Annotated in this window: 21 protein-coding genes and 1 riboswitch; of the genes, 5 read left to right on the top strand and 16 right to left on the bottom strand. The window is 33.6% G+C overall.

Going from position 1 to position 20264, the window contains the following annotated elements:
* Positions 1 to 21 precede the first annotated feature (21 nt).
* The gene (locus FDO66_RS09010) at positions 22 to 450 is read right to left on the bottom strand and encodes a MarR family winged helix-turn-helix transcriptional regulator (protein ID WP_258535674.1); all 429 of its coding nucleotides are present in this window, start codon (positions 448 to 450) and stop codon (positions 22 to 24) included.
* Positions 451 to 904: 454 nt separating this feature from the next.
* Entirely contained in the window at positions 905 to 3277 is a 2373-nt protein-coding gene (locus FDO66_RS09005) for a glycoside hydrolase family 31 protein (protein ID WP_141432317.1), read from the bottom strand.
* Between the two features lie 561 nt (positions 3278 to 3838).
* Between FDO66_RS09005 and FDO66_RS09000 the strand changes: the two genes are divergently transcribed.
* Positions 3839 to 5602 (top strand): alpha-glycosidase, encoded by a 1764-nt coding sequence (locus tag FDO66_RS09000; RefSeq protein ID WP_141432316.1) that lies wholly within the window; start codon positions 3839 to 3841, stop codon positions 5600 to 5602.
* Between the two features lie 51 nt (positions 5603 to 5653).
* Here FDO66_RS09000 and FDO66_RS08995 read toward each other — a convergent pair whose 3' ends face one another.
* The 9 genes from FDO66_RS08995 to FDO66_RS08955 form a co-directional block, all read right to left on the bottom strand.
* The gene (locus tag FDO66_RS08995; protein ID WP_395939761.1) at positions 5654 to 6310 is read right to left on the bottom strand and encodes a glycosyltransferase; all 657 of its coding nucleotides are present in this window, start codon (positions 6308 to 6310) and stop codon (positions 5654 to 5656) included.
* Positions 6311 to 6464: 154 nt separating this feature from the next.
* Positions 6465 to 7070, bottom strand: a complete 606-nt coding sequence (locus FDO66_RS08990) for a hypothetical protein (RefSeq protein WP_141432315.1) — start codon at positions 7068 to 7070, stop codon at positions 6465 to 6467.
* Between the two features lie 50 nt (positions 7071 to 7120).
* Positions 7121 to 8008: a tyrosine-type recombinase/integrase gene (locus FDO66_RS08985; RefSeq protein ID WP_141432314.1), complete on the bottom strand. Its 888-nt coding sequence runs from the start codon at positions 8006 to 8008 to the stop codon at positions 7121 to 7123.
* 297 nt (positions 8009 to 8305) lie between these two features.
* Complete coding sequence (locus tag FDO66_RS08980) at positions 8306 to 8902, bottom strand: branched-chain amino acid aminotransferase (RefSeq protein WP_141432475.1); 597 nt, start codon at positions 8900 to 8902, stop codon at positions 8306 to 8308.
* Between the two features lie 185 nt (positions 8903 to 9087).
* Positions 9088 to 9306 (bottom strand): YdbC family protein, encoded by a 219-nt coding sequence (locus tag FDO66_RS08975; RefSeq protein ID WP_141432313.1) that lies wholly within the window; start codon positions 9304 to 9306, stop codon positions 9088 to 9090.
* Positions 9307 to 9331: 25 nt separating this feature from the next.
* Complete coding sequence (locus tag FDO66_RS08970) at positions 9332 to 10240, bottom strand: NAD(P)-dependent oxidoreductase (protein ID WP_258535686.1); 909 nt, start codon at positions 10238 to 10240, stop codon at positions 9332 to 9334.
* A gap of 219 nt (positions 10241 to 10459) precedes the next feature.
* The gene (locus FDO66_RS08965; protein ID WP_141432311.1) at positions 10460 to 11107 is read right to left on the bottom strand and encodes a nitroreductase family protein; all 648 of its coding nucleotides are present in this window, start codon (positions 11105 to 11107) and stop codon (positions 10460 to 10462) included.
* A gap of 316 nt (positions 11108 to 11423) precedes the next feature.
* Positions 11424 to 11864, bottom strand: coding sequence for an RrF2 family transcriptional regulator (locus FDO66_RS08960; protein WP_141432310.1), 441 nt, complete (start codon positions 11862 to 11864; stop codon positions 11424 to 11426).
* Between the two features lie 373 nt (positions 11865 to 12237).
* On the bottom strand, positions 12238 to 13545 hold the full coding sequence (locus FDO66_RS08955; protein ID WP_258535673.1) for a voltage-gated chloride channel family protein: 1308 nt from the start codon (positions 13543 to 13545) through the stop codon (positions 12238 to 12240).
* Positions 13546 to 13628: 83 nt separating this feature from the next.
* Positions 13629 to 13688, bottom strand: a riboswitch (Fluoride riboswitch).
* Positions 13689 to 13963: 275 nt separating this feature from the next.
* Here FDO66_RS08955 and FDO66_RS08950 point away from each other — a divergent pair.
* Positions 13964 to 14302, top strand: coding sequence for a hypothetical protein (locus FDO66_RS08950; RefSeq protein WP_141432309.1), 339 nt, complete (start codon positions 13964 to 13966; stop codon positions 14300 to 14302).
* Between the two features lie 98 nt (positions 14303 to 14400).
* Here FDO66_RS08950 and FDO66_RS08945 read toward each other — a convergent pair whose 3' ends face one another.
* The 3 genes from FDO66_RS08945 to FDO66_RS08935 form a co-directional block, all read right to left on the bottom strand.
* Entirely contained in the window at positions 14401 to 15459 is a 1059-nt protein-coding gene (locus FDO66_RS08945; protein WP_141432308.1) for an iron-containing alcohol dehydrogenase family protein, read from the bottom strand.
* Positions 15456 to 16109, bottom strand: coding sequence for an MtnX-like HAD-IB family phosphatase (locus FDO66_RS08940; protein WP_141432307.1), 654 nt, complete (start codon positions 16107 to 16109; stop codon positions 15456 to 15458). Before FDO66_RS08940 ends, FDO66_RS08945 begins: the two co-directional genes overlap by 4 nt.
* 193 nt (positions 16110 to 16302) lie before the next feature.
* A complete protein-coding gene (locus FDO66_RS08935) occupies positions 16303 to 16533 on the bottom strand; it encodes an excisionase family DNA-binding protein (protein WP_141432306.1) in 231 nt (76 codons plus the stop codon).
* A gap of 180 nt (positions 16534 to 16713) precedes the next feature.
* Here FDO66_RS08935 and FDO66_RS08930 point away from each other — a divergent pair, with 180 nt between their 5' ends.
* The 3 genes from FDO66_RS08930 to FDO66_RS08920 all read left to right on the top strand — a co-directional run bounded on the left by FDO66_RS08930 (position 16714) and on the right by FDO66_RS08920 (position 19093).
* Positions 16714 to 16935 (top strand): hypothetical protein, encoded by a 222-nt coding sequence (locus FDO66_RS08930; protein WP_141432305.1) that lies wholly within the window; start codon positions 16714 to 16716, stop codon positions 16933 to 16935.
* A gap of 239 nt (positions 16936 to 17174) precedes the next feature.
* Positions 17175 to 18182: a permease gene (locus FDO66_RS08925; RefSeq protein WP_141432304.1), complete on the top strand. Its 1008-nt coding sequence runs from the start codon at positions 17175 to 17177 to the stop codon at positions 18180 to 18182.
* 14 nt (positions 18183 to 18196) lie between these two features.
* Positions 18197 to 19093: a TIGR03943 family putative permease subunit gene (locus FDO66_RS08920; protein WP_258535671.1), complete on the top strand. Its 897-nt coding sequence runs from the start codon at positions 18197 to 18199 to the stop codon at positions 19091 to 19093.
* 165 nt (positions 19094 to 19258) lie between these two features.
* On the opposite strand, the gene FDO66_RS08915 is transcribed toward FDO66_RS08920, so the two are convergent.
* Positions 19259 to 19537, bottom strand: coding sequence for a DUF2325 domain-containing protein (locus FDO66_RS08915; protein WP_141432303.1), 279 nt, complete (start codon positions 19535 to 19537; stop codon positions 19259 to 19261).
* A gap of 384 nt (positions 19538 to 19921) precedes the next feature.
* Positions 19922 to 20131, bottom strand: coding sequence for a hypothetical protein (locus FDO66_RS08910; protein WP_395939762.1), 210 nt, complete (start codon positions 20129 to 20131; stop codon positions 19922 to 19924).
* Positions 20132 to 20264 lie beyond the last annotated feature (133 nt).

Here is a 20264-nt window from a genome sequence, read left to right as displayed (position 1 = left end):
TGTTTTAAAAAAAGAGATAGTTTATTTTCTCTCCAATTTATCGCTTGTTTCTTCAAGAACTCTCGTCAACTGATCAGAAGCTTCTTTCCCAAGAAAGCTCTCGTATCGTTTATGAAAATTCTTTGAAGCAAGTCGAATTTTCTCCTCTAATTCTTTCCCATTACTCGTTGGGTAAACGAGGACAGTTTTGCCATTTACTTTTCGTTCCACTAATTGCTTCCCTTCTAGTTTATCGATAAAACGTGTGAGCGTTGACGGGGTAATATAAAGCTTTTCAGATAATTCTTTTTGTGTAATGCCAGGTGTTCCATTTACGAGTCGGATTAAATACCCATACATTGGACTTAATCCAGTTGCAGCAAACTCCTCCTCAGCCATTTTTGTAATAGCTCGGCTTAATCGATTGGTTGTAAAAAACAAACATGTGTGAAGAAAGCTATCATCCATCATTAAACAGATCCTCTCTTTATTTTGTATGTACAACAAATATAAAATATAAGAGTTACAAATGCAACTCTTTGTTAGGGAATTTTTATTTTTATCGGACTTTAATGTCAATTATCTGGACACTACTTCCTTCTTTTCATTAGACTATTTAAGTTTAAGTAAGAGTCTGAGAAAAGAATGCCGATCAAAAGAATAAAAGGCAGAGCAATTTTAGTAGACTAAGTAAGCTTGTGATAAAAAAATATAAGTCAGCCTCATCATCTAAATACTGAAGATAATCCACGTTTTCTTTCTTTTAGTGTTGTTTCTAATAACATAATAAAACCAAAACTGTGGACATATCCGAGAGGAAACAAGCCCTCAATTAAACCGATTTTTCTATGCGGCACATTTAAAAACATATTAATAATGAAAGGCGCTGTAAGTTTGACTTATTACAGCACCTTTCTTCAAAGTATTACGATTCTTTTACAATGGTAGCGGTATACTTTTCATGATCTGCTTTGACAATTTGAGCTAGTTCCCCATTAATATAGATCGTTTTATCAAAATGGTAATCATGCAGTACTAACATGATTTTCGTCCAATCTGGTTGATATTTGGCATGGAGATCCTTAATTTCTACTAGTAAGGATTCTAAAGTTACTTCGCATGAAATTCGTTTTTCAATCGTTTGTCCTTGTTGGTAATCGAATGTAGAGCCATCATCATCATAAAGTGTATATTCAGATTTTCCTTCTTGCATAGGATAAACGTGGACAGTTAACGCTGTTTCCGTTCCCTTTCCTGCTCCTATTTTTGAGCTGTGTGGAAGAATAGCACCTTCTTTTATAAAGATAGGGAGTATATCTAAAGGTGCTTTAACTAATATATGCTGCCCACCTTCATATTTTTTGTCTGTCCAGTAATCAAACCAAATCCCTTTTGGTAAATAGACGACCCGGTGAAATGTACTTGGTTTAAGAATAGGAGCAATAATTGCTTGATCACCAATCATAAATTGATCATATAAGTTAATTGTATGCTCATCGTCTGGGAACTCCATCATCAATGGACGCATCACTGGTACACCGGTTCGATTTGCTTCAGCAAATAACGTATACAAATACGGCATCCATTGATAACGAAGGTCGATATATTTTTTTATGATCCGTTCATTGTCTTCCCCAAATGACCAAGGCTCTTGTCTAACAGTCCCAATTGAACTATGATTTCTAAAATAAGGAGTAAATGCTCCTACCTGTGTCCAGCGTGTTAACAGTTCACCTGTCGTATCATGAGCAAATCCACCAATATCCGGTCCAGTGAAAGCTACTCCAGAAAGTCCAAGATTCATGCACATTGGAAGGGATAGCTGTAAATGCTCCCAAAAACTGCGGTTATCTCCTGTCCATACAGCAGCGTATCGTTGTACCCCTGCATACCCAGCTCGGGTTAATAAAAATGGGCGTTTACCATTCATGCTTTTTTTCATACCTTCGTAAGTTGCTTCTCCCATATAAAATCCGTAAGTATTGTGCATTTCTCGATGTGTTTTTAATTTCCCATCAAGATTATGTGTTACCTTCACATCCATTGTTTTTTGCTCATTAAATACAGAGGGTTCGTTCATATCATTCCAAATTCCTTCAATACCCAGGTCTGCATAAAATTGATGCTTCTCTCCCCACCATTTTCTCACATCGCTATTTATAAAGTCTGGAAATGCACTATTCCCTGGCCACACATCACCATGATAAACATTTCCTTCAATATACTTACAGAAATGGTCTTTTAAAATCCCTTCCTGATAAATGGAATACTCAGGATCTTCTTTAACACCTGGATCGACAATGGGGATAACATGGATTCCAACTTCTTTTAAATCTAAAATGAGTTTTTGCGGATTTGGAAAACGATCTCTATCAAATGTAAACACTCTGTAGTCATCCATGTAATGAATGTCTAAATAAATGGCATCAAGTGGGATCTCTTTTTCAATAAACTTACTTGCAAGCTCACGAACCTCAGCTTCTGTTTCATAGCTGTAGCGTGACTGGTGGTAACCAATTGCCCATTTGGGAGGAATTGGCATACGCCCTGTTAGATAAGTATACTGTTCAAGCACTTGCTTTGGAGTTGGGCCAGCCATAACAAAGTAATCAAGCTCTCCTTTCTCTGCTGAAAAGGAGTAAATATCCTTTTCAGATTTTAGGTCAAAAACGGTTCGATAGGTGTTATCAAAAAAGATACCATGAGCAAGCCCTTTGTTTACATTCATAAAATAAGGAATTGATTGGTACAGTGAATCGATTTCAGGGTTGTGTGGAGCATATACATCACTATTCCACATTGTCATTTTTTCACCACGTTTATCAAGAAAACTTGTTTTTTCACCAAATCCGTAGAAATGATCTTCATATCTCATTTCTTTGAAGCAAATCACTTCTTTTTTTTCGTTGTATCCCATCCCACGAGATGTTTCTTGAACTAGAAGACGATTACCAGCGTCATACACTGCAATACGGAATGGATTATGTGATATTGAAAGAGTTAGTTTTACACCAAACAGTTGGATTGTCTCGTCCTTTTCAATGACTCCTATCACAATAGGTTCAGGGTCTCTAACAACAGCAAAACTGCTTTCCATAGTAGGTGGTGCAAAAGGATTCATGACGATACGTACGATATCTTCACGATAAAATAATAGATTGACAAATCCTTGTTCACAAACGAAAGAAAAAGTTTGACCCGTTTTTGTATAGCTAACTAGATTTCCAATGTCGTTGAATTGTTTCCCTTCGATTGATTTTTTAGTTCCTGGGTGAATGGCAAAGCTTGTATCTTCCATGATCGTAAGCTCCTTTTTGTTAAGATAGAAGGAACAAATAGAAATTCAATCTTTTCCTTGGTTCCTACCCTTTTTATTTAAAAATGGGATGTTGATTCTTTATTAACCTTTATTAACCCCTGTTTTTACCCTTCTATAAGATGCTTTTGAAAGATAAAGAATAATATAGTAACCAGCGGCAAAGGTACTACATATCTTTACTTTAAAATAAAATCATTTCCCTGAATAATTGATAAAATGTAAACGTTTACGAACTTTGAAAATTGAAGGTAGTATGCTTTTAATAAAACTTCTCTTATATGGTTGCAAACGCTTGCAAATCTATGTGTAAGTATAAGATGGAACCAATTGTAAGTAATTAAATCTTTGTGCAAACGTTTGCAATTCCAATACTTTCATTCTACTTTTATCCCATTTATTTGTCAATCAACTATTTTTACAAAAACAAACAAAACTATTATCCCATTTTTTAAATGATTTCTCTTTCTTTTTTTACAGTGAGGTGTTAATATTTTGTTTGTGCAATCGTTTGCACGATGTAATATTTTTGGAGGAGATATTATGTTTAAAGAAGCAATCTATCACAGACCAAAAAATAATTATGCATATGCCTATGATAAAGAAACGTTACATATTCGCCTTCGTTCAAAAAAAAATGATTTAATAAAAGTATATTTAATCTATGGAGATCCATATCTATGGTCAAAAAAAGACGGTTGGTTAAATGCAAGTAAACCAATGACTCTCGAAGGATCAGATGATTTATTCGATTACTGGTTTGCTGAAGTAAAACCAGAATTCCGTCGGTTGCGATACGGATTTGAGGTATATTCAGATACTGGATCAGTTGTTTATGGGGAAAGAGGATTTGTAGGTGAGGATCCACATGATGCAAGTTTTTATTTTTGCTTTCCCTTCCTAAATTCGATAGATGTGTTCAAGGCACCGGAATGGGTAAAAAAAACAGTCTGGTATCAGATCTTTCCAGAACGGTTTGCTAATGCTAATCCTACCTTAGATCCTAACGGAACGTTAGCTTGGGGGAGTGAAGACCCTAAGCCAGAATCCTACTTTGGTGGTGACTTTGAAGGAATTATTGAAAATATTGATCATCTCGTGAATCTTGGAATTACCGGAATCTATTTAACGCCAATTTTTAAAGCAAATTCAAATCATAAATATGACACCATCGATTATTTGGAAATTGATCCACAGTTTGGAGACAAAAAAACCTTTAAAAAATTAGTTGATACCTTCCATCAAAAAAATATTCGTGTGATGCTCGATGCTGTTTTCAATCACAGTGGATACTATTTTGCTCCTTTTCAGGATGTACTTGAAAATCAAGAGAAATCAATTTATAAAGATTGGTTTCATTTAAGAGAATTTCCTGTGCAAGCTGAACCAGAGCTAAATTACGATACATTCGCCTTTACTCATATGATGCCAAAATTAAATACAGAAAACCCTGAGGTAAAAGAGTATCTTCTAAAGGTTGCAAAGTATTGGATTGAAGAGTTTGATATTGATGGATGGCGTCTAGATGTAGCAAATGAAGTAGATCATGAAATTTGGAGAGAATTTAGAAAAACAGTAAAATCAGTGAAAGATGATACTTATATTCTTGGAGAAATTTGGCATGACTCGATGCCATGGCTTAAAGGTGACCAGTTTGATGCTGTTATGAACTATCCGTTTACAAATGCCTCTTTAGATTTTTTTGCAAAGAATAAAATAAATGCTAATGAATTTATTCAACAGATCACAAAAGTAATAACCTCTTACCCTAAAAATGTTAACAATGTCGCTTTTAATTTATTAGGCAGTCATGATACACCAAGAGTTTTAACGATTTGTAACAATAATAAAGATAAGCTAAAGCTGCTTTATTTGTTCCAGCTTTCTTTTATTGGTACTCCATGTATTTACTACGGAGATGAAATTGGATTAGAGGGAGAAAACGATCCTGGGTGCCGGAAATGTATGATTTGGGATAAGGATAAACAAGATCTTGAACTTTTTAACTATGTGAAAAAACTTATTTCTATTCGTAAAGAGCACACTGCATTTGGAAATGATGGGGAATTTAAATTTATAGAATCGAATCCAAATACGAACCATATAATTTATTCAAAACAATCTATAGATGAAACGTTAATCATTGCGGTTAATAATTCTATAGGAAAGATAAAAATTTCTATCCCATTTGATTTTACAGACAAGGATCCAATAGATATTTGGACAAATGAATCTTTAGAAGAATCGTCAAAGATAGAACTACCTCCATATGGGTTCTCAATTATTAGCGTGAGAAATAAAGAGTGAAAATATTCATTATTGACTATAAAGCTCTATTCATCAGCAACGAATAGAGCTTTATGTATTTTTGAATTTAGCTGGGAATTGTTTAATAATTCCGTCTGTAAGAGCATCAGCCATCATGATAATATGGTCTTCTCCTTTATCAAAAGCGGCAATATCCGCATCCCAATCCTTTTTCACTCTACCTAACACTTGGTCTGTTAATAATTTTAAATGTACATACATTAAATCTTGTATTACATTAAATTTCCAATTTGGATTGGCACTGCTTAAAAATTTTGCGATATTATCAGCATTTCGGTGCCATTCTTTGTTATATTTTTCAATATCAGCTTGATTATTTTGCTTTACAGCATCCACCAATTTTCCTGCAATAACAATATGTTCCTTCAATAGTTCAGTAAGTTTATTTCCTGCTTGTTCACCATAATAAGGTTTAATGGCATTACCAATATCCTCTTGATTTTTTAGTAGCCTTGCTAATACTTTTTGTTGATCTTCCAGACCTGCTAATGCGCTAATAATATAGTTTCTCGTCCATATTGTATGGTCGATCCAGAGCCTTCTTAAGTCTCCTTTTAATTTTTCTGCGGAAGGACTAATACAATGAGTTTGTGCGTTTACATTTCCTTTGGCTTCAATTTTCATCGGTGAAAGAATGAACATGACGGAAAGTAGCAATAGAGCTAATTTTGAAATTTTATTTTGCAAAATGTATTCCCCTTTCAAATGTATTTTAGAGATTCTCTTTTTATTTTGAATTTTTTAATCCAATTTTATTCTTAATATAATAAAGAGTCCTTTAGTATATAGTTATACTCGAGGACTCTTTTATTTCAGCTTAATAATATTGAGCCGACTCCTTTTAAAAATAAACTTCCTTGTTCAATTTAACTTCTTTTAGAGAAGAGTCCATTGGACTTGCATGTGGAATTAAAGCAAAAGAAATGTTATCAAGATTATTCGGTAGTGATGGATAAATAAGAAAACTAATTTTTGCTTCCCCACCTCCACCATGAGCTCCGTGATGACTAACATCGAATGATACAGGTCCATCAATGAGTAGCATTAACTGAGGAAGGATGTGATCAACGTGTTCTTCCTTATTTGTATGTTTTATTTCTAGGTATATCATACTGCAGTTTTGATGCTGCATGGAATGTGTCAAAATATATTCAAAATCACCAACAATTGATTTTTTCATAATCGGAATGACAGCTAAGAGTTCATTTGGCCCGTCAAGTATCATAAAGCTACTTCTGCTATTTAGACTATGAATTAACCAACTGATTTGAGGAATATCCAATTTATATTTTTCAGACCATTCCTGCATTAGACTTTCTGGTGGAAAGGCATTCTTCCCATTTGCTAATTCTTTTCTTTCTGTTAAAAGTTTTAACAAATTTTCGTCTATTTGCTTAAAAGTATCATTGTAATCACTGCGAATTTTTTGAAATGAAGACCAACCCATCGATATGATCTCCTTTAAATTTTTTATTGTATACCATGTATTAGGATCATTCAGTTTCCTATAGAGGTATCTGTCTCCTTCTCTTTTAACTTTTGAAGTAAGATCCCCTCCATAATATTTTTTAAATAAAGAGAAATTGTATTTTCTTCAACTCCTAATTCCTTTGCAATATATTGGATGGAATATCTTTTTTTCGTATATAAGTGATAGGCGAGTGCTTTTCGAATCGTTACTAAGGTAAGATGTTCCGGCAGCCGATAATCTTCTGAGATGCTCTTCAAATGGTTTAAGATGGACATTACTTGGATCGGCCCTACGAGATTTTCTCCATGATGCTTTGTGGTAAAAACAAATTCCCCTTCCATTGTACTAGCTTGTAAATAATGCTCTAAGAAGATCGTGGCCTCATTACCTTCTAAACGAATCACTCTATTTTTTAGATGAATTTCAGCATAATCTTGATGCTCATGGTAGACGACATTCTCTTTTTTAAACCGGAATTCGGAAGATTTAAGGCCTTTTAATGCTAAAAGAAAAATGGCTTTCTTTTGTGCAGTATATTCTTTGTTTGTTATCACTTTTGGCAGGATACTCTCAATCTCTTCATAAAAAATAGTGATAGTTGGTTTGTTATTATTTTTAAATCTTTTAAGCTTAACTGCTGGATCAACGGGGACTTTATCGATTTCCCATAAAAAATGAAAAAGCATCTTGATTACAGTCAGCTCTTTATTAATAGTTGAAATACTTTTCCCTTTCTTTTTTTGAAAGGCTAAATAGTTTTTAATATCAGATGGAGAAATTTCATAGGGTTCTTTATTATTCGGATACATACTTTTTATATAACCAAAGAATTGGCCTAGTACTTTTTCATAACTAGTAACAGTTTCTTGACTATATCCTTTATTTTCAATGTGACGAATAAATCCATATGGCATGAAAATTCCTCCTTTCATTTCCATAAATAGTTAGTTCTATTATAGTATGATTGGAGGGAAAACGATAGTATGTTCGTGTCTTTCGACAAAAAATTCAGTATTTCTTGATTTTCGTGTAGTATTTTGTTTAAATTTATTTAGGTACGTTTTTTAAAGGTTTTAATTATTTTTTAGGGTTTTTTCGTACCCTCAAATATTATTAATCAACTACCTTTTGCAGCTAAGAGAAATGGTAAAATTCCCCTTCCTAAAAGGCAAATAAAAAGAGCGGCGCTCCCCACTCTTTTTGAATAATTCTTACGTATTTTGTTTTTCAACCTCTTCTACTAACTTAAATAAAAAACGATAAATGACCTCATAAGCTTCTCCAACGATTAAATCTTCATTAAATCCTTTTATAAAGTTCAATGTGAAATTTAAATTCCATAAACCGTCTTCTTGGATAAACATTAAGTCATATTTTGCTCCATCTCCGATTATCTCTTTGTTTAGGTACCCTTTAATAGCTGTTTCTTTCTTTTTTTGTAGCTTTAAGCCCAACATGACATCATAAGTACCAAATACATCGTCTACCTCTAAACAAATTGCATCAACACCGATTATATCAAACCAGGAAGATTCTAAATATAAAAATTCATTTTTATGTGTGGAAAAATAATCAATGGGTTGATTTAAAAAAGATGGTGCTTCTTCTGCTAACGTTTTTTCAGTTTCTTTATCACATCGTTCCATATAAGCATCTTCAAAACGATTTGCAGTTGGCTCTACTATCGTAATCTTCTCTCTCATTTCATCTGATATGATTTGATATGTATTTATATAATCTTTATCTTCCTTATACAGTTCTATTTGTATTTTCTCACCGTTTTTTTGAGCGTTTTTCTCTTCAATCATTTTTGTTAGATATTGGTTCATGTTCTTTTTTAGCAATATTTACTGCTCCTTTTCTTTTGAATATAGTTTATTATGATCATAACATGTCATTTAGTCAAAATAAAAAGCCAATGTTGTTTTAACAATGGCTCCTTCTTAAAAAAATCTTTTTTTATTACAACAGCAACAATACTAGATCGTTACTTTTATTCAATTTGATTCAAAATCTTTTTTAAAGATACTAGCTCTTGCTCGGTTAAAGTTATGCCTTTTCCCATTTTTGTATGATCTTGCGACCAATCACGCAAGTCATATTTTGGATCGTTTCCATTCCAGCTTATAAGATTCAATTCTTTATTCCAGCCTTTAGAGGATTGCGAAATAATTCCAAGCGTTTCAATAATTTCGTATTTTATATCTGCCATTTTTAAGCTCTCCATTTACTTTTATTTATGCTTTCCCTCTCAAGTATTTCATGACTGCCATAACGTCTTCTTCTCCAAAATTTTGCTGTAAAGCAGCTTGGAAGGTTTCATATACAGAATCACCTATAGGTAATAAATCTGTAGCTTCATCTGCTAATCGCAAGTCTTTTGCCATATGTTTTAAAGCGAATGCTGCTGGGAATTGGTTTGCTAATATGGATGGAGCTTTTATTTTCGAAATAGGCGTGCCAACAGCACTTTCGGTAATAATTTTTATCATATCTTCAGGTTTTATCCCTTGTTTTTCAGCAAATAATATGGATTCTGCCATACCTTGAATGGTAATTCCCAATAGCAAATTAATCGCTAATTTTGCATTGTTTCCAGAACCTGAGCTGCCTAAATAGAGTGACAGCTTACTCAAAGGTTCGAATACAGCCTTTACTTCATGATAGACTTCTTCATCTCCTCCAACTAACACGATTAACGTTCCATTAGTTGCCGGCTGAACACTTCCAGATACCGGAGCGTCAAGATAACGAGCACCTGCATTTTTTGCTTTTTCATAGATTTCTTGTGTGGTTTTTGGCGAAACAGTACTCATATCTATCAAGATTTTATTTGCTGGGGATGCATCTAGTATTCCTTCTTTACTTAAGTAAAGGTCTTTCACTGCTTGGTCATCAGAAACCATAGTAATGATCACATCACTATTTTCTACTAATTGACGAATATGTAAAGAACGAGTTGCTCCTTTTTCAACTAAACTATTTGCTTTTGAAGGTGTTCGATTATAGACATTGACTGTATACCCTGCTTTCAATAAATTTGATACCATAGGCATCCCCATATTCCCGAGGCCAATCCAACCAATTTTCATTTTGCTATACACCATCCTATTGTGATTTTTTCTACCTGAATTTTTCCTATTTATATTTTTATAAACTGTTTCCTTCTCAATCTCATTTTATCATAACAAATTCTTACATAGCATCGATGGTAAGCTCAAAAAATTAGAAAATTGTGTGAAATGTACAGTGAAGGTCATATTCTTTCTAAAAAAAAGCAAGCAAAAAAAGAACAGAATTTTCTTAGGTAGAAAATCTGTTCTTCAAATTGACGATCCACTAATACGGTAATGTCGAATTTAATTTTATTCAGGCATATTATTCCAGAATGTTACTTCTTCTAAAGGTAAACGAAGTGTAGGATGGGCAGGTTGAGCAGCCTTACCTATCGCAATCAGCATAACAGTGGAATAGCGGTCGGAAATTCCGAATGCTTTTCGGAATGCTTGCTCATTATAGCCTAACATTGGCACTGTATCGTATCCTTTCGCTTTAGCAGAAAGCATTAACTGCATGGATACTAGTGAGCCATCAATTAATACTGAACGCTTAACAACATCAGAGTGTGGATCTGAGAAATATCCTTTTATATTTTTAATCATCTGACTTTTTGCCTGCTCAGTCATGTAACCGGCTTGAACGGCTGCATTGTAAATTTGATCTACTTTATCGATCGCTTGTCGGTCTCCCAATACCGCTACAACAGCTGATGCTTGAACAACCTGTTCCTGGTTATTTGCAATTGGCAAAAGAATATCTTTTTTTGTTTGCTCGTCAATCACTAGAAAACGCCACGTTTGCATATTGGCACCAGATGGAGCCAGTGTAGCTTCTGCAAGTATTTCATTTAATTCATCCTTTGGAATTTTCCAATTGGAGTCATATTTTCGTACGGAATGGCGATCTCGAATTACAGTTGAAAATAACGCTTCTTGTTTTGTTTTTGTTGACATATTCTCTCTCCTCCTAATATATACGGCATAAAATAACCGCTATTTTCCAGAATGAACAACCTTCATCTTTACTTGGCTGAAACGTGTTTCGTAAAAACTGTTCAATAATTAGCACAGTTTAATTCAAACACATACACTTGCAGCAAAATGATATGGTCGGTATCGCTAGTAGGTATATATTTACTGCAATAGTTTACAGCACAGTATAAAGTGAAAATAAATGCAGTAAGTGATTAACTAACTGCAACTTTTATAAGCACATTATACAAAGAACACTTTTTCAAAGCAAGGATAAAGTAAACAGAAATTATTCTTTTTATATGTCAGTGAATAAATCCATATTAGCTATTAAATCTGAGATTGTATATTGACGAAGAAAGTCAAGAGTTTTTTGCTCAGCTTCGTTCATGATTTTTTCTATGGCCATATCCAGTTGTTTACCGGCTTCACCGCAATTTCCTGTTTCTTCTATTTCTGAACATTCGCTTTTTACTGCCATATAAACATCAGCAAGGGTAATTTGGGATGAGGGTCTCCTCAAGATATAGCCACCCTCCCGGCCTTCTCTTGCCTCCACAATCCCTGCATTCACTAATAAAACTAATACTCGTCTTAAAAAAGTAGCGTGTGAATTTACTTGACACGCGATTGATGCGCTAGACAACTTCCCTTCACTCCGTGATAGCCAAACAAGTGCACGCACAGCAATATTAAAACGAGGAGGTCCTATTGAAATTCCGCGACTCCTTGTGCTCAATTAATTTTCATTCCCTTCATAAACAACCGCTTTCATTTATAAGCTTACCGCAAGTTGAAGTGATTTTAAAGTTAAACAAGATTAATTTTTGTTTTTTACTTACTGGGGTGCCGCCAACCAAATGACATAAAACACACGTTAAGAGGAATCCCCTCTCTTAACGTAGAAGTGATTTTGAATATTATAAAAAATAGTAAGTCCTATTATGGACTTACTATTTTTTACTATAATAAGAAGAAACTATTTACCAATTCCTTATATCTATAAAAGAAGGTGGGGGTTTCGGTCTAGTTTAACGCCTTTTCTTTTAAACTGTTATATCCATGTATAACTACCTCTCTTTATTATAAAAATTCCATTTTCTTTTACAAATTTACATCATGCGCTTTTTTTTCACCGAAGCCAGTGTTGCCTGTTTGGGAATTTCAATCCATCTATTTTTTGAAACTTCAATTTGTTGAGATGTATAAATCCCTGTATGTCCTGAGAATAGGTAGCTAAAAAGACATGCAATGAATAAATATATGCTTGCCTCCGAACCAAATAATTCAATCCCCATAATAAAACATGCAATTGGTGTACTTGTTGCACCACAAAACACCCCGATAAATCCAAGCGCTGCTAAAAATGGTATTGATACATATAAAATATCTCCAAGAGCACTACCTAGAGTAGAACCCACAACGAATAATGGTGTAACTTCTCCGCCTTGGAACCCCGCTCCTAATGTTAATGCTGTAAAAATTAATTTCATTAAAAACGTGAAGAACGATACTGTCCCATCAAATGCTTGATCAATTAAAGGAATCCCCAGTCCTAAATACTTTCTTGTGCCTACAATATAAACAAGAACAACAACAATAAGTCCACCAATAAAGCTTTTAATAACTGGGTTAGGGAACAATTTTGTATAAGTTGTCTTTAACCAATGCGTTAATTCACTAAACAACGTACTAGTTAAGCCGAATAATATAGAAGCTATTACAATTTTTACAATTAATAACCACGATAATTCTGGAATACTTCCAATATGATATTGGTGATGATGTATGCCCCAAGCACTTGTCACAATATCCCCTATAAAGGCTGCAACAAAACTAGGAAAAATAGCTTCATGACGAATGAGTCCAATTGCTAATACTTCTAACCCAAATACGGTACCTGCCAATGGCGTTCCGAATACTGAGCCAAAACCACTACTAATCCCACAAATCATAATAATTTTGCGATCGATTTCATCTAATTTAAATAATTTACCTACTAATTCAGAAAAAGCACCACCCATTTGAACGGCGGTTCCTTCACGTCCTGCAGACCCACCAAATAAATGTGTTACAACTGTACCAAATAGAACCAAAGGTGCCATACGAAATGGTACACTTTCTTTCGCACCATGCGCTTGCTCAATAATTAAATTATTTCCTTTCGAAGAGTTTTGACCAAATTTCCAATAAAGCAAGCTAACAAATGCTCCTCCAATAGGTAATAAAAATAACAGCCATAAATACGTTTGTTGTGTTTTCGTAGCCCAATCTAAGCTTGCCAAAAAAAATGCAGAGGCCGAACCAGCCAGAATCCCTACTCCTCCACCTAATATGATCCATTTGAATACATAAAATAGCAGACCAACATGCATTCTCTGGGAAGAAACTGTAACAATAAGTTGTTTTATTTTCTCCAATGCTCTCTCTCCTTTTTACTTAGTAAAGTTCTTTGAAGACAAAAAAATAGACTCCTACTAGGGAAAGACCGTTTCAGGTCACATCTCTAGTAGGAGTCATCAGCTCTAGGGCGTTCATGGCGAACTCCATCGCCTATTCATCATGTCCTTTTTCACTATACAATATTACAATGTATGGCTTCAAGATAAAATTATAACTATTTTGTTACAACTAGAAGTAAAAATAATCATATCACTTCAAGATATTTGTTCTAAAACTTATACATATAATTATTATTATGTATAAGTTTTAGGAATTACAACATTACTTTTTCATTTTTTGTAACAAAAACGACCATTTTTGTTACGGTCATTACTAATTAATTTTGATGCTTTAAGGTAATACTAAAAAAGAAAATAAGTTTGGAGGTATATTAGAATGGAACACTCTATTCATACAAGTGAACATCAACACCGACATAGCATTGCCTGTGGTCATACTAAAATTCGGCATGATGACCATATTGATTATGTTCATGATGGTCATCTTCATCATGAACATGAAGGCCACTGGGATGAATGTAAAATTCCAATAAGTGAAACGAATCCTGATGAATGTAAACCTATTGCTTGTGGGTGTGATCATGAAAATGATTGTGGACATGAAATGGTTCCTCATGCCGATCATATGGATTATATAGTTAAAGGAAGATTACATCATATTCACAATGGACATTGTGATGACCATGGACCAGTCGAAATCATTACCATACAATGAACAAAAGAGCCTACATTCGTAGGCTCTAAAAATTTTTGGGGAGGGTTCTCCTCATGGTTCAACCAGTTTTTCATTATTTGAGATGGCTACTCAAAGAATTAAATTTTGTGAAATATTTCACATAAAATCCGATCCTCATCTAATAATTTTTTTGCTTTTTCTCGGTATGCTTCTTCATGTAAATAAGTGTAACGACTTGGCTTTATACTCGGTGCTAAGTCAATTGCTTGACGATATTCTTCTTTGTTTAAAGGCAATGTTTTAACGTAATTAAAGAAGCCAGTGCGTTCAAATACTTTAATGATTCTCTCATATCGATGGTCTTGAACCTTTGCCATAATATATGTTGCGATTCCGACCTGTACACCATGCATTTGCGGATTAACTGAAATTTTATCTAATGCATGAGAAATAAGATGCTCTGAGCCGCTTATAGGTGCACTATTTCCACTAATATCTGTTGAAATTCCACCGATTGTCATGGAACTTATTAATTCTTTTAAAAAAATCGGGTTTTTAATATCGTTCATAGGTGTTCGAATAAAGCTATTCACTGCTTTTTTGCTTAACATGGCAGCAAATGCGTTTACTTGTCCTACTCCATGTCTTTCTTCAAAGTCCCAGTCGTATAATGCAGTAATATTAGACATCAAGTCCCCAATTCCAGCAAGGATCAGCTGATTGGGAGCTGTTTGTACAATATCTAGATCGACTACAATTCCATAGGGGATTTTTGCTGGAACTGTTGTTTTCTTTTGATTGATTTGTATCGAGCAGTTACTACTAGCAAACCCATCATTTGAGGCAGAAGTAGGAATGCTAATGAACGGGAGCTTTCTTGAAAAAGCAATGTATTTGCCATAATCAATAATCGCTCCTCCACCCATTGCTAAAACAGCATCATAGTTTTTAATACAAAACGCCTCATCAATAAGGGTATGAATATCCATTTTTAAAGGTAAAGCTTTCGTATCAATGTTTAAAGAAGAAAAAGTACCCTGAATCGCTTTTGCATAATTTTCATAAGTAAAATCATCAAAATAAATGATTGTATTATGAAAATTATACTTCTTTAAAAGAGACTCTAAATGATGAATAACTCCCTCATTGATTTCTAAAATAGCAGGAATTGAAAAGCTTGTACCTTGGATCGTCATTTAGAAATCAGTCCTTTTTTAACTAAATATTCTTCAATCTCTGTAAATTGTTCAACAGGAATAAAAGGAACCCCTTTTTCTTTCAGCATATCTGGTAAGGCATCCTTCGCAAATGTTAAATCTGCATATACGGCTGGATGTGAATCAGGCTCACTATCACCAGCGAAATAAACCAATTCATATTCTTTTTTTAATTTTTGAATAACGGTTGCTTTATCGATCCCATATCGTTCTGAATATTTCCAGTCATTCGCATTAATATTCAAATGAATATTTTTTTCATGAAAATAACCTTCATTAGAAAAAACAGTCACATTTTCAATGTCATACTTATCAAGGATATGGCGAATATAATAGTCTGTACCTGCACTTAGAATATAAAAGTCGCCGCCATTTTGTTGTACATGTTTGATAAATTCTGGAATATATTCATCAATTGGAATAGAATGAACATCTTTAATAATTTGCTCTTCTTCTTGATGTATCGCTTTAAATACAGTCGCAAGAAAATCAATATCTTTAATATTTCCAGCTTTCCAATCCTTAAAAAGCTCTTTCCCATCTGGAAAGTACTGATCAATAACCATCCAATAAAAATCTTTTTTAGATATTGTTCCATCAAAATCTGATACAAAAGCCCATTTTTTCATTCTTGTTTCTCCTTCCACAACTGTTGATCCCAATTTGATCAATATTAAGATTGAATAGAGAGTGAAATCCCCTCTATTTCATCTAAAAAAATTATACGACAAAGAATGGCCTTTTTCGATGTCCTCTGTGTCAATATAGTGACACTTTTTTCGTATTGTTATACAATAGATTATAGGTATCTTCATAAACCCATTAATCCTCATCCCTTATATCTTTATCCTCTGGGATCGGTTCATTAAGTATTTCTTCAGCTAGTTCTTTATATTTTTCCATTTGTTTCAAATGAGTTTGAAACTGCTCTTTATTAATTAAAAAAACTTCTCCATCAAATACGGCACGAATTTTTTTCTGCTGGATTAGACTTTCTATATATGATTCTTCTAGAGATAAATATTCTGCTGTTTCTTTTATGGTTAAATACATGGTTATCATTCCTCTTTTACTTTTTTATATATATTAATCTAAAATCTCATTCAACGAAACAAAACAATCTATTCGACAAAAAAACGTTCCTTTTGTAACTACTTGTCTTATTTTTTCACCTGTAAAAAAGAGGAATACATACGATGTTGAACGTATATTATTCATTAAGGAGATGATCAAATGAGTGAAAATAAGGTTTTAGAATTATGCTGTACCAATCCAAATTGTAAAAAATGGTTTCGTTCGCCATTTTTTCACGGATATTTAAACACATTTGATGTAAACGCTTTAAAAGGGTTGAAAGCCCAATGCCCAGTATGTGGGAGAATGGTGACAGGAACACCCAAAAATGTTCGTATTCGTACGATATACGATGATCATAGAATGAATAAAACTTCATAAGTGAACTCTGTTTCAGTAAGATTAAAATATCCCGCCTCTTTAACTTAAAATAATAAAGAGGACAGAAGCAAGTTTAATTACTTGTTCTCTGTCCTTTTTTTGCTGGTCTTGTAAGGTTAAAGTTTTCGAGTAGATAATCTAAACTTCGTATAAATTCTCCCCTATGTGAATATCCTTGTTCTATATCCTATTCCTCCAAGCATATGATGATAGTATTAATTACTAGATTGATAGGAGGAATGGTCGTGTCATTCGTATTGAGGGCAGCAAAGGATTGTTTTATCTTCCTCTTATTTTGCCTTTTTCTTTTTCTCTTTCTTTTTTCTGAAAGAGTCACGAACAATTCTATTATTAGCAACGTCCCCCCTCTATTCCTTAATGTGCACACGATCTTTTTAAGTATTCTATTAGAGGCAATTCCATTTATATTATTAGGGGTTTTTGTATCAGCTATCATTCAAACCTTTGTTTCTGAAAAAATGATTCAAAAACTAATACCGAAAAATGCTTATTTAGCGTTAATCCCAGCTGGATTGTTAGGCATCATCTTTCCTATCTGTGAATGTGCCATTATTCCTGTTGCCAGAAGGTTAATTAAAAAAGGAATGCCTGCTCATGTAGGGATCGTTTTTATGTTAAGTGCCCCTATTATAAATCCTGTTGTCTATGCTTCTACTTTTTTTGCTTTTAGAAACTTACCAAATATAGCCAACTCTAGAATGATTATCGGATTTATTTGTTCAATTATAATTGGCATGATTGTATATCGTAATCATAATGGACAAACCGTCATAAAAGAAAATAAGTTGTACCCTCCTCATAATCAACATCATGAACATGTTCCTCAAAATAGACTTTTGGAAATTTTGAATCATGCTAGTGATGAATTGTTTGATACAGGGAAATTTCTTATTATCGGTGCTTTCATGGCTAGTTTATTTCAAGCATTGTTAGATCGTAATCTTTTAGTATCGATTGGATCTAATCCTATTTTTGCACCAGGGATCATGATGGGGTTTGCTTACGTTCTTTCTATTTGCTCTGAGGCAGATGCTTTTGTGGCATCCTCTTTTGGATCAAATTTTACAGAAGCAAGTTTGCTTGCTTTTCTCGTTTTTGGTCCAATGTTGGACGTAAAGAATACGATGATGTTATTTGCTTATTTTAAAAAGAGATTTGTATGTTTCCTAATCGCTTTAACGATTGTTGTCGTCTATGTAGTTATATGTCTATATCAGCTTTTTTAATGGAGGAAGGGATTATGAAAAGAAATGAGGAAATTTCTCATCATCATATAGTAAGAGGAATCATTCTTGCAGGCTTTACATTGCTGCTCTTTAAATTACTTTTGACGTATCAAATTATATTCTTTATCGCACCAAAAATGATTCCCTTTATTTATTTTTCATTTATCGTTTTATTTAGTTTAAGTGTTTTACTCATTTTAAGAGGTACTTCGAAGAAAAATGGTTCTACATGCTTGTGTCAGGGGGAACATGCCATTTCAAAATCATTTACTAAAAATATGTTTATTTATAGTTTATTTATAATTCCAATTATTTCAGGTTTTTTATTTTCGAATAACGTGTTGGGTAGCACTGTTGCCATGAAAAGGCAAATCAACTACGGTTCTCAAGTGAGTATAGCAGTTTCCCAACAAAAAGTTGCAGAAAAAAATCCAACAAGTTATAAGGACTCCATTAATAATCAGGCTTCCTCTTTTGATTTACCTGAACCTTTAACAAAGGAAGAATATAGTTCCTTAGAAAAGAAGATTTTGAAAACGAATCATATTAAATTTTCAGATTCAATGTATGTACCATTGATGAATTTGATTGGAGAAAATCTTTCACAGGTTGTAGGTAAAACGATTACGATAACTGGATTTGTTTATAAAGAACCTGCACTTCCGCAGGATCAATTCGTAATCGCACGATTCGGAGTTGTTTGTTGTATCGCAGACGCAACCGTTTATGGCATGATAACAAAAGGAAATGATATTAAACTATTAAATGATGAATGGATTCAAGTAACTGGAACGATTGAAAAAACAACAATGGAGGGAGCTGATGTCCCGATGATCGAAAGTCAAAACATAACAAAAATTAAAGAACCTAGTAATCCTTATGTTTATGATGCTGGGTTGAAAATAGATTAATTTAAGTATTTTTCAGTATGAGAAGAAATCTAATTTTAAGTCATTGAAAAGAGCCAATTTTCTATATACCCATAAACATTGGCTCTGACACTAGTTAATTATTTTGGTGTAGCACGAAAACAAGTGAAAATTTAATGAACAAAAATTTATAATAGATAAAATTCACTAAACAGTGGTAAGCACTTGATGAATGGAAGACCATGAGCGTTTTGCGAAGCAAATGGGAATATCTTGTTCTTTTGCTCTTTGTTTTATCACATTTGATAAATTATGATTAATATAATCTGTAAGGATGAGAATAAAATCGATATGCTCAGGAATTTTACGTTTAACCATTTGCACCTTACGCCCATTTAAATGAAGCACCTCTTTATAACCTATTTCTCCTAATTTTTTTGGGATATTTCCTAAATGGTCAGCTCCAATAATTAATAGCGAACGCATGACATGTTCCTCCGTTTCTATGTATTCATATCTATCAAGACCATCAATCTCGCCACAGCAAGGACATATTTCAAAACAAATTGTACCTTCTTCGATATAACCACAATAATGACATTTCATGACATATATTGAGCTATAGTTAATAAAAGTAATGATTTATCTCTCACCTCTATTGATAATGATTATCACTTTCTTTTATTTTAATTGAAAATGATTATCAAAATCAACTGTTTTTTATTTTTCTCCATCATTTTAATTCGTAAATAAAAAATCCAAGCTATCTTAGAGAGTAAACTAGCTTGGATTCGTACGTATTATTTACTTACTTCCTTGTAGTTGACTTAGAGTCATGATCAATAGCATATTTTATAGGTCATTTTTTGTCTAATAAGGATAATAAGGGTAATAAGGATAATATGGTGGATACGGATAAGGCGGATAAGGATAATATGGGTAACCGTATCCAAATGCTCCCCCTAATACACTTCCGAGTAGCAGCCCTCCGAGAAATGGTGCTCCAAAAAAAGGTCTCCCAAAACCAAAACCAAAGGGCCTCCCGAATCCAAACGGTCTTCCGAATCCGCCAAAACCAATTGGCCGACGATAAAAGTCTGCTTCGTGATACTGTTGTGGATGTTCATTCCGATTTTCTTTATACAACACCCTAATTCCCTCCCATTTTAAGATCATATTATGAATATGCCTAATATAATCAAAGTTCTTGGGT

The organism is Bacillus sp. 03113 (assembly GCF_006546985.1).
Classification (GTDB): domain Bacteria; phylum Bacillota; class Bacilli; order Bacillales; family Cytobacillaceae; genus VATK01.
The sequence above is the reverse complement of the archived record's forward strand: the minus strand, read 5'-3'. Positions and strand labels throughout refer to the sequence as shown.

Excerpts from the sequence above, each read along its gene's own strand:
- FDO66_RS08965 (WP_141432311.1), bottom strand. The coding sequence starts at position 11,107 with ATGTCAACAAAAACAAAACAAGAAGCGTTATTTTCAACTGTAATTCGA.
- FDO66_RS08915 (WP_141432303.1), bottom strand. The coding sequence starts at position 19,537 with ATGCGTTCGCTATTAATTATTGGAGCTGACCATTTAGGAAATATCCCA.
- FDO66_RS08975 (WP_141432313.1), bottom strand. The coding sequence starts at position 9,306 with ATGGCAGATATAAAATACGAAATTATTGAAACGCTTGGAATTATTTCG.
- FDO66_RS08945 (WP_141432308.1), bottom strand. The coding sequence starts at position 15,459 with ATGACGATCCAAGGTACAAGCTTTTCAATTCCTGCTATTTTAGAAATC.
- FDO66_RS08980 (WP_141432475.1), bottom strand. The coding sequence starts at position 8,902 with ATGATTGAAGAGAAAAACGCTCAAAAAAACGGTGAGAAAATACAAATA.
- FDO66_RS08940 (WP_141432307.1), bottom strand. The coding sequence starts at position 16,109 with ATGAAAAAATGGGCTTTTGTATCAGATTTTGATGGAACAATATCTAAA.
- FDO66_RS09005 (WP_141432317.1), bottom strand. The coding sequence starts at position 3,277 with ATGGAAGATACAAGCTTTGCCATTCACCCAGGAACTAAAAAATCAATC.
- FDO66_RS08950 (WP_141432309.1), top strand. The coding sequence starts at position 13,964 with ATGGAACACTCTATTCATACAAGTGAACATCAACACCGACATAGCATT.
- FDO66_RS08985 (WP_141432314.1), bottom strand. The coding sequence starts at position 8,008 with ATGCCATATGGATTTATTCGTCACATTGAAAATAAAGGATATAGTCAA.
- FDO66_RS08935 (WP_141432306.1), bottom strand. The coding sequence starts at position 16,533 with ATGTATTTAACCATAAAAGAAACAGCAGAATATTTATCTCTAGAAGAA.
- FDO66_RS09010 (WP_258535674.1), bottom strand. The coding sequence starts at position 450 with ATGATGGATGATAGCTTTCTTCACACATGTTTGTTTTTTACAACCAAT.
- FDO66_RS08920 (WP_258535671.1), top strand. The coding sequence starts at position 18,197 with ATGAAAAGAAATGAGGAAATTTCTCATCATCATATAGTAAGAGGAATC.
- FDO66_RS08925 (WP_141432304.1), top strand. The coding sequence starts at position 17,175 with ATGGTCGTGTCATTCGTATTGAGGGCAGCAAAGGATTGTTTTATCTTC.
- FDO66_RS08990 (WP_141432315.1), bottom strand. The coding sequence starts at position 7,070 with ATGGGTTGGTCTTCATTTCAAAAAATTCGCAGTGATTACAATGATACT.
- FDO66_RS08930 (WP_141432305.1), top strand. The coding sequence starts at position 16,714 with ATGAGTGAAAATAAGGTTTTAGAATTATGCTGTACCAATCCAAATTGT.
- FDO66_RS09000 (WP_141432316.1), top strand. The coding sequence starts at position 3,839 with ATGTTTAAAGAAGCAATCTATCACAGACCAAAAAATAATTATGCATAT.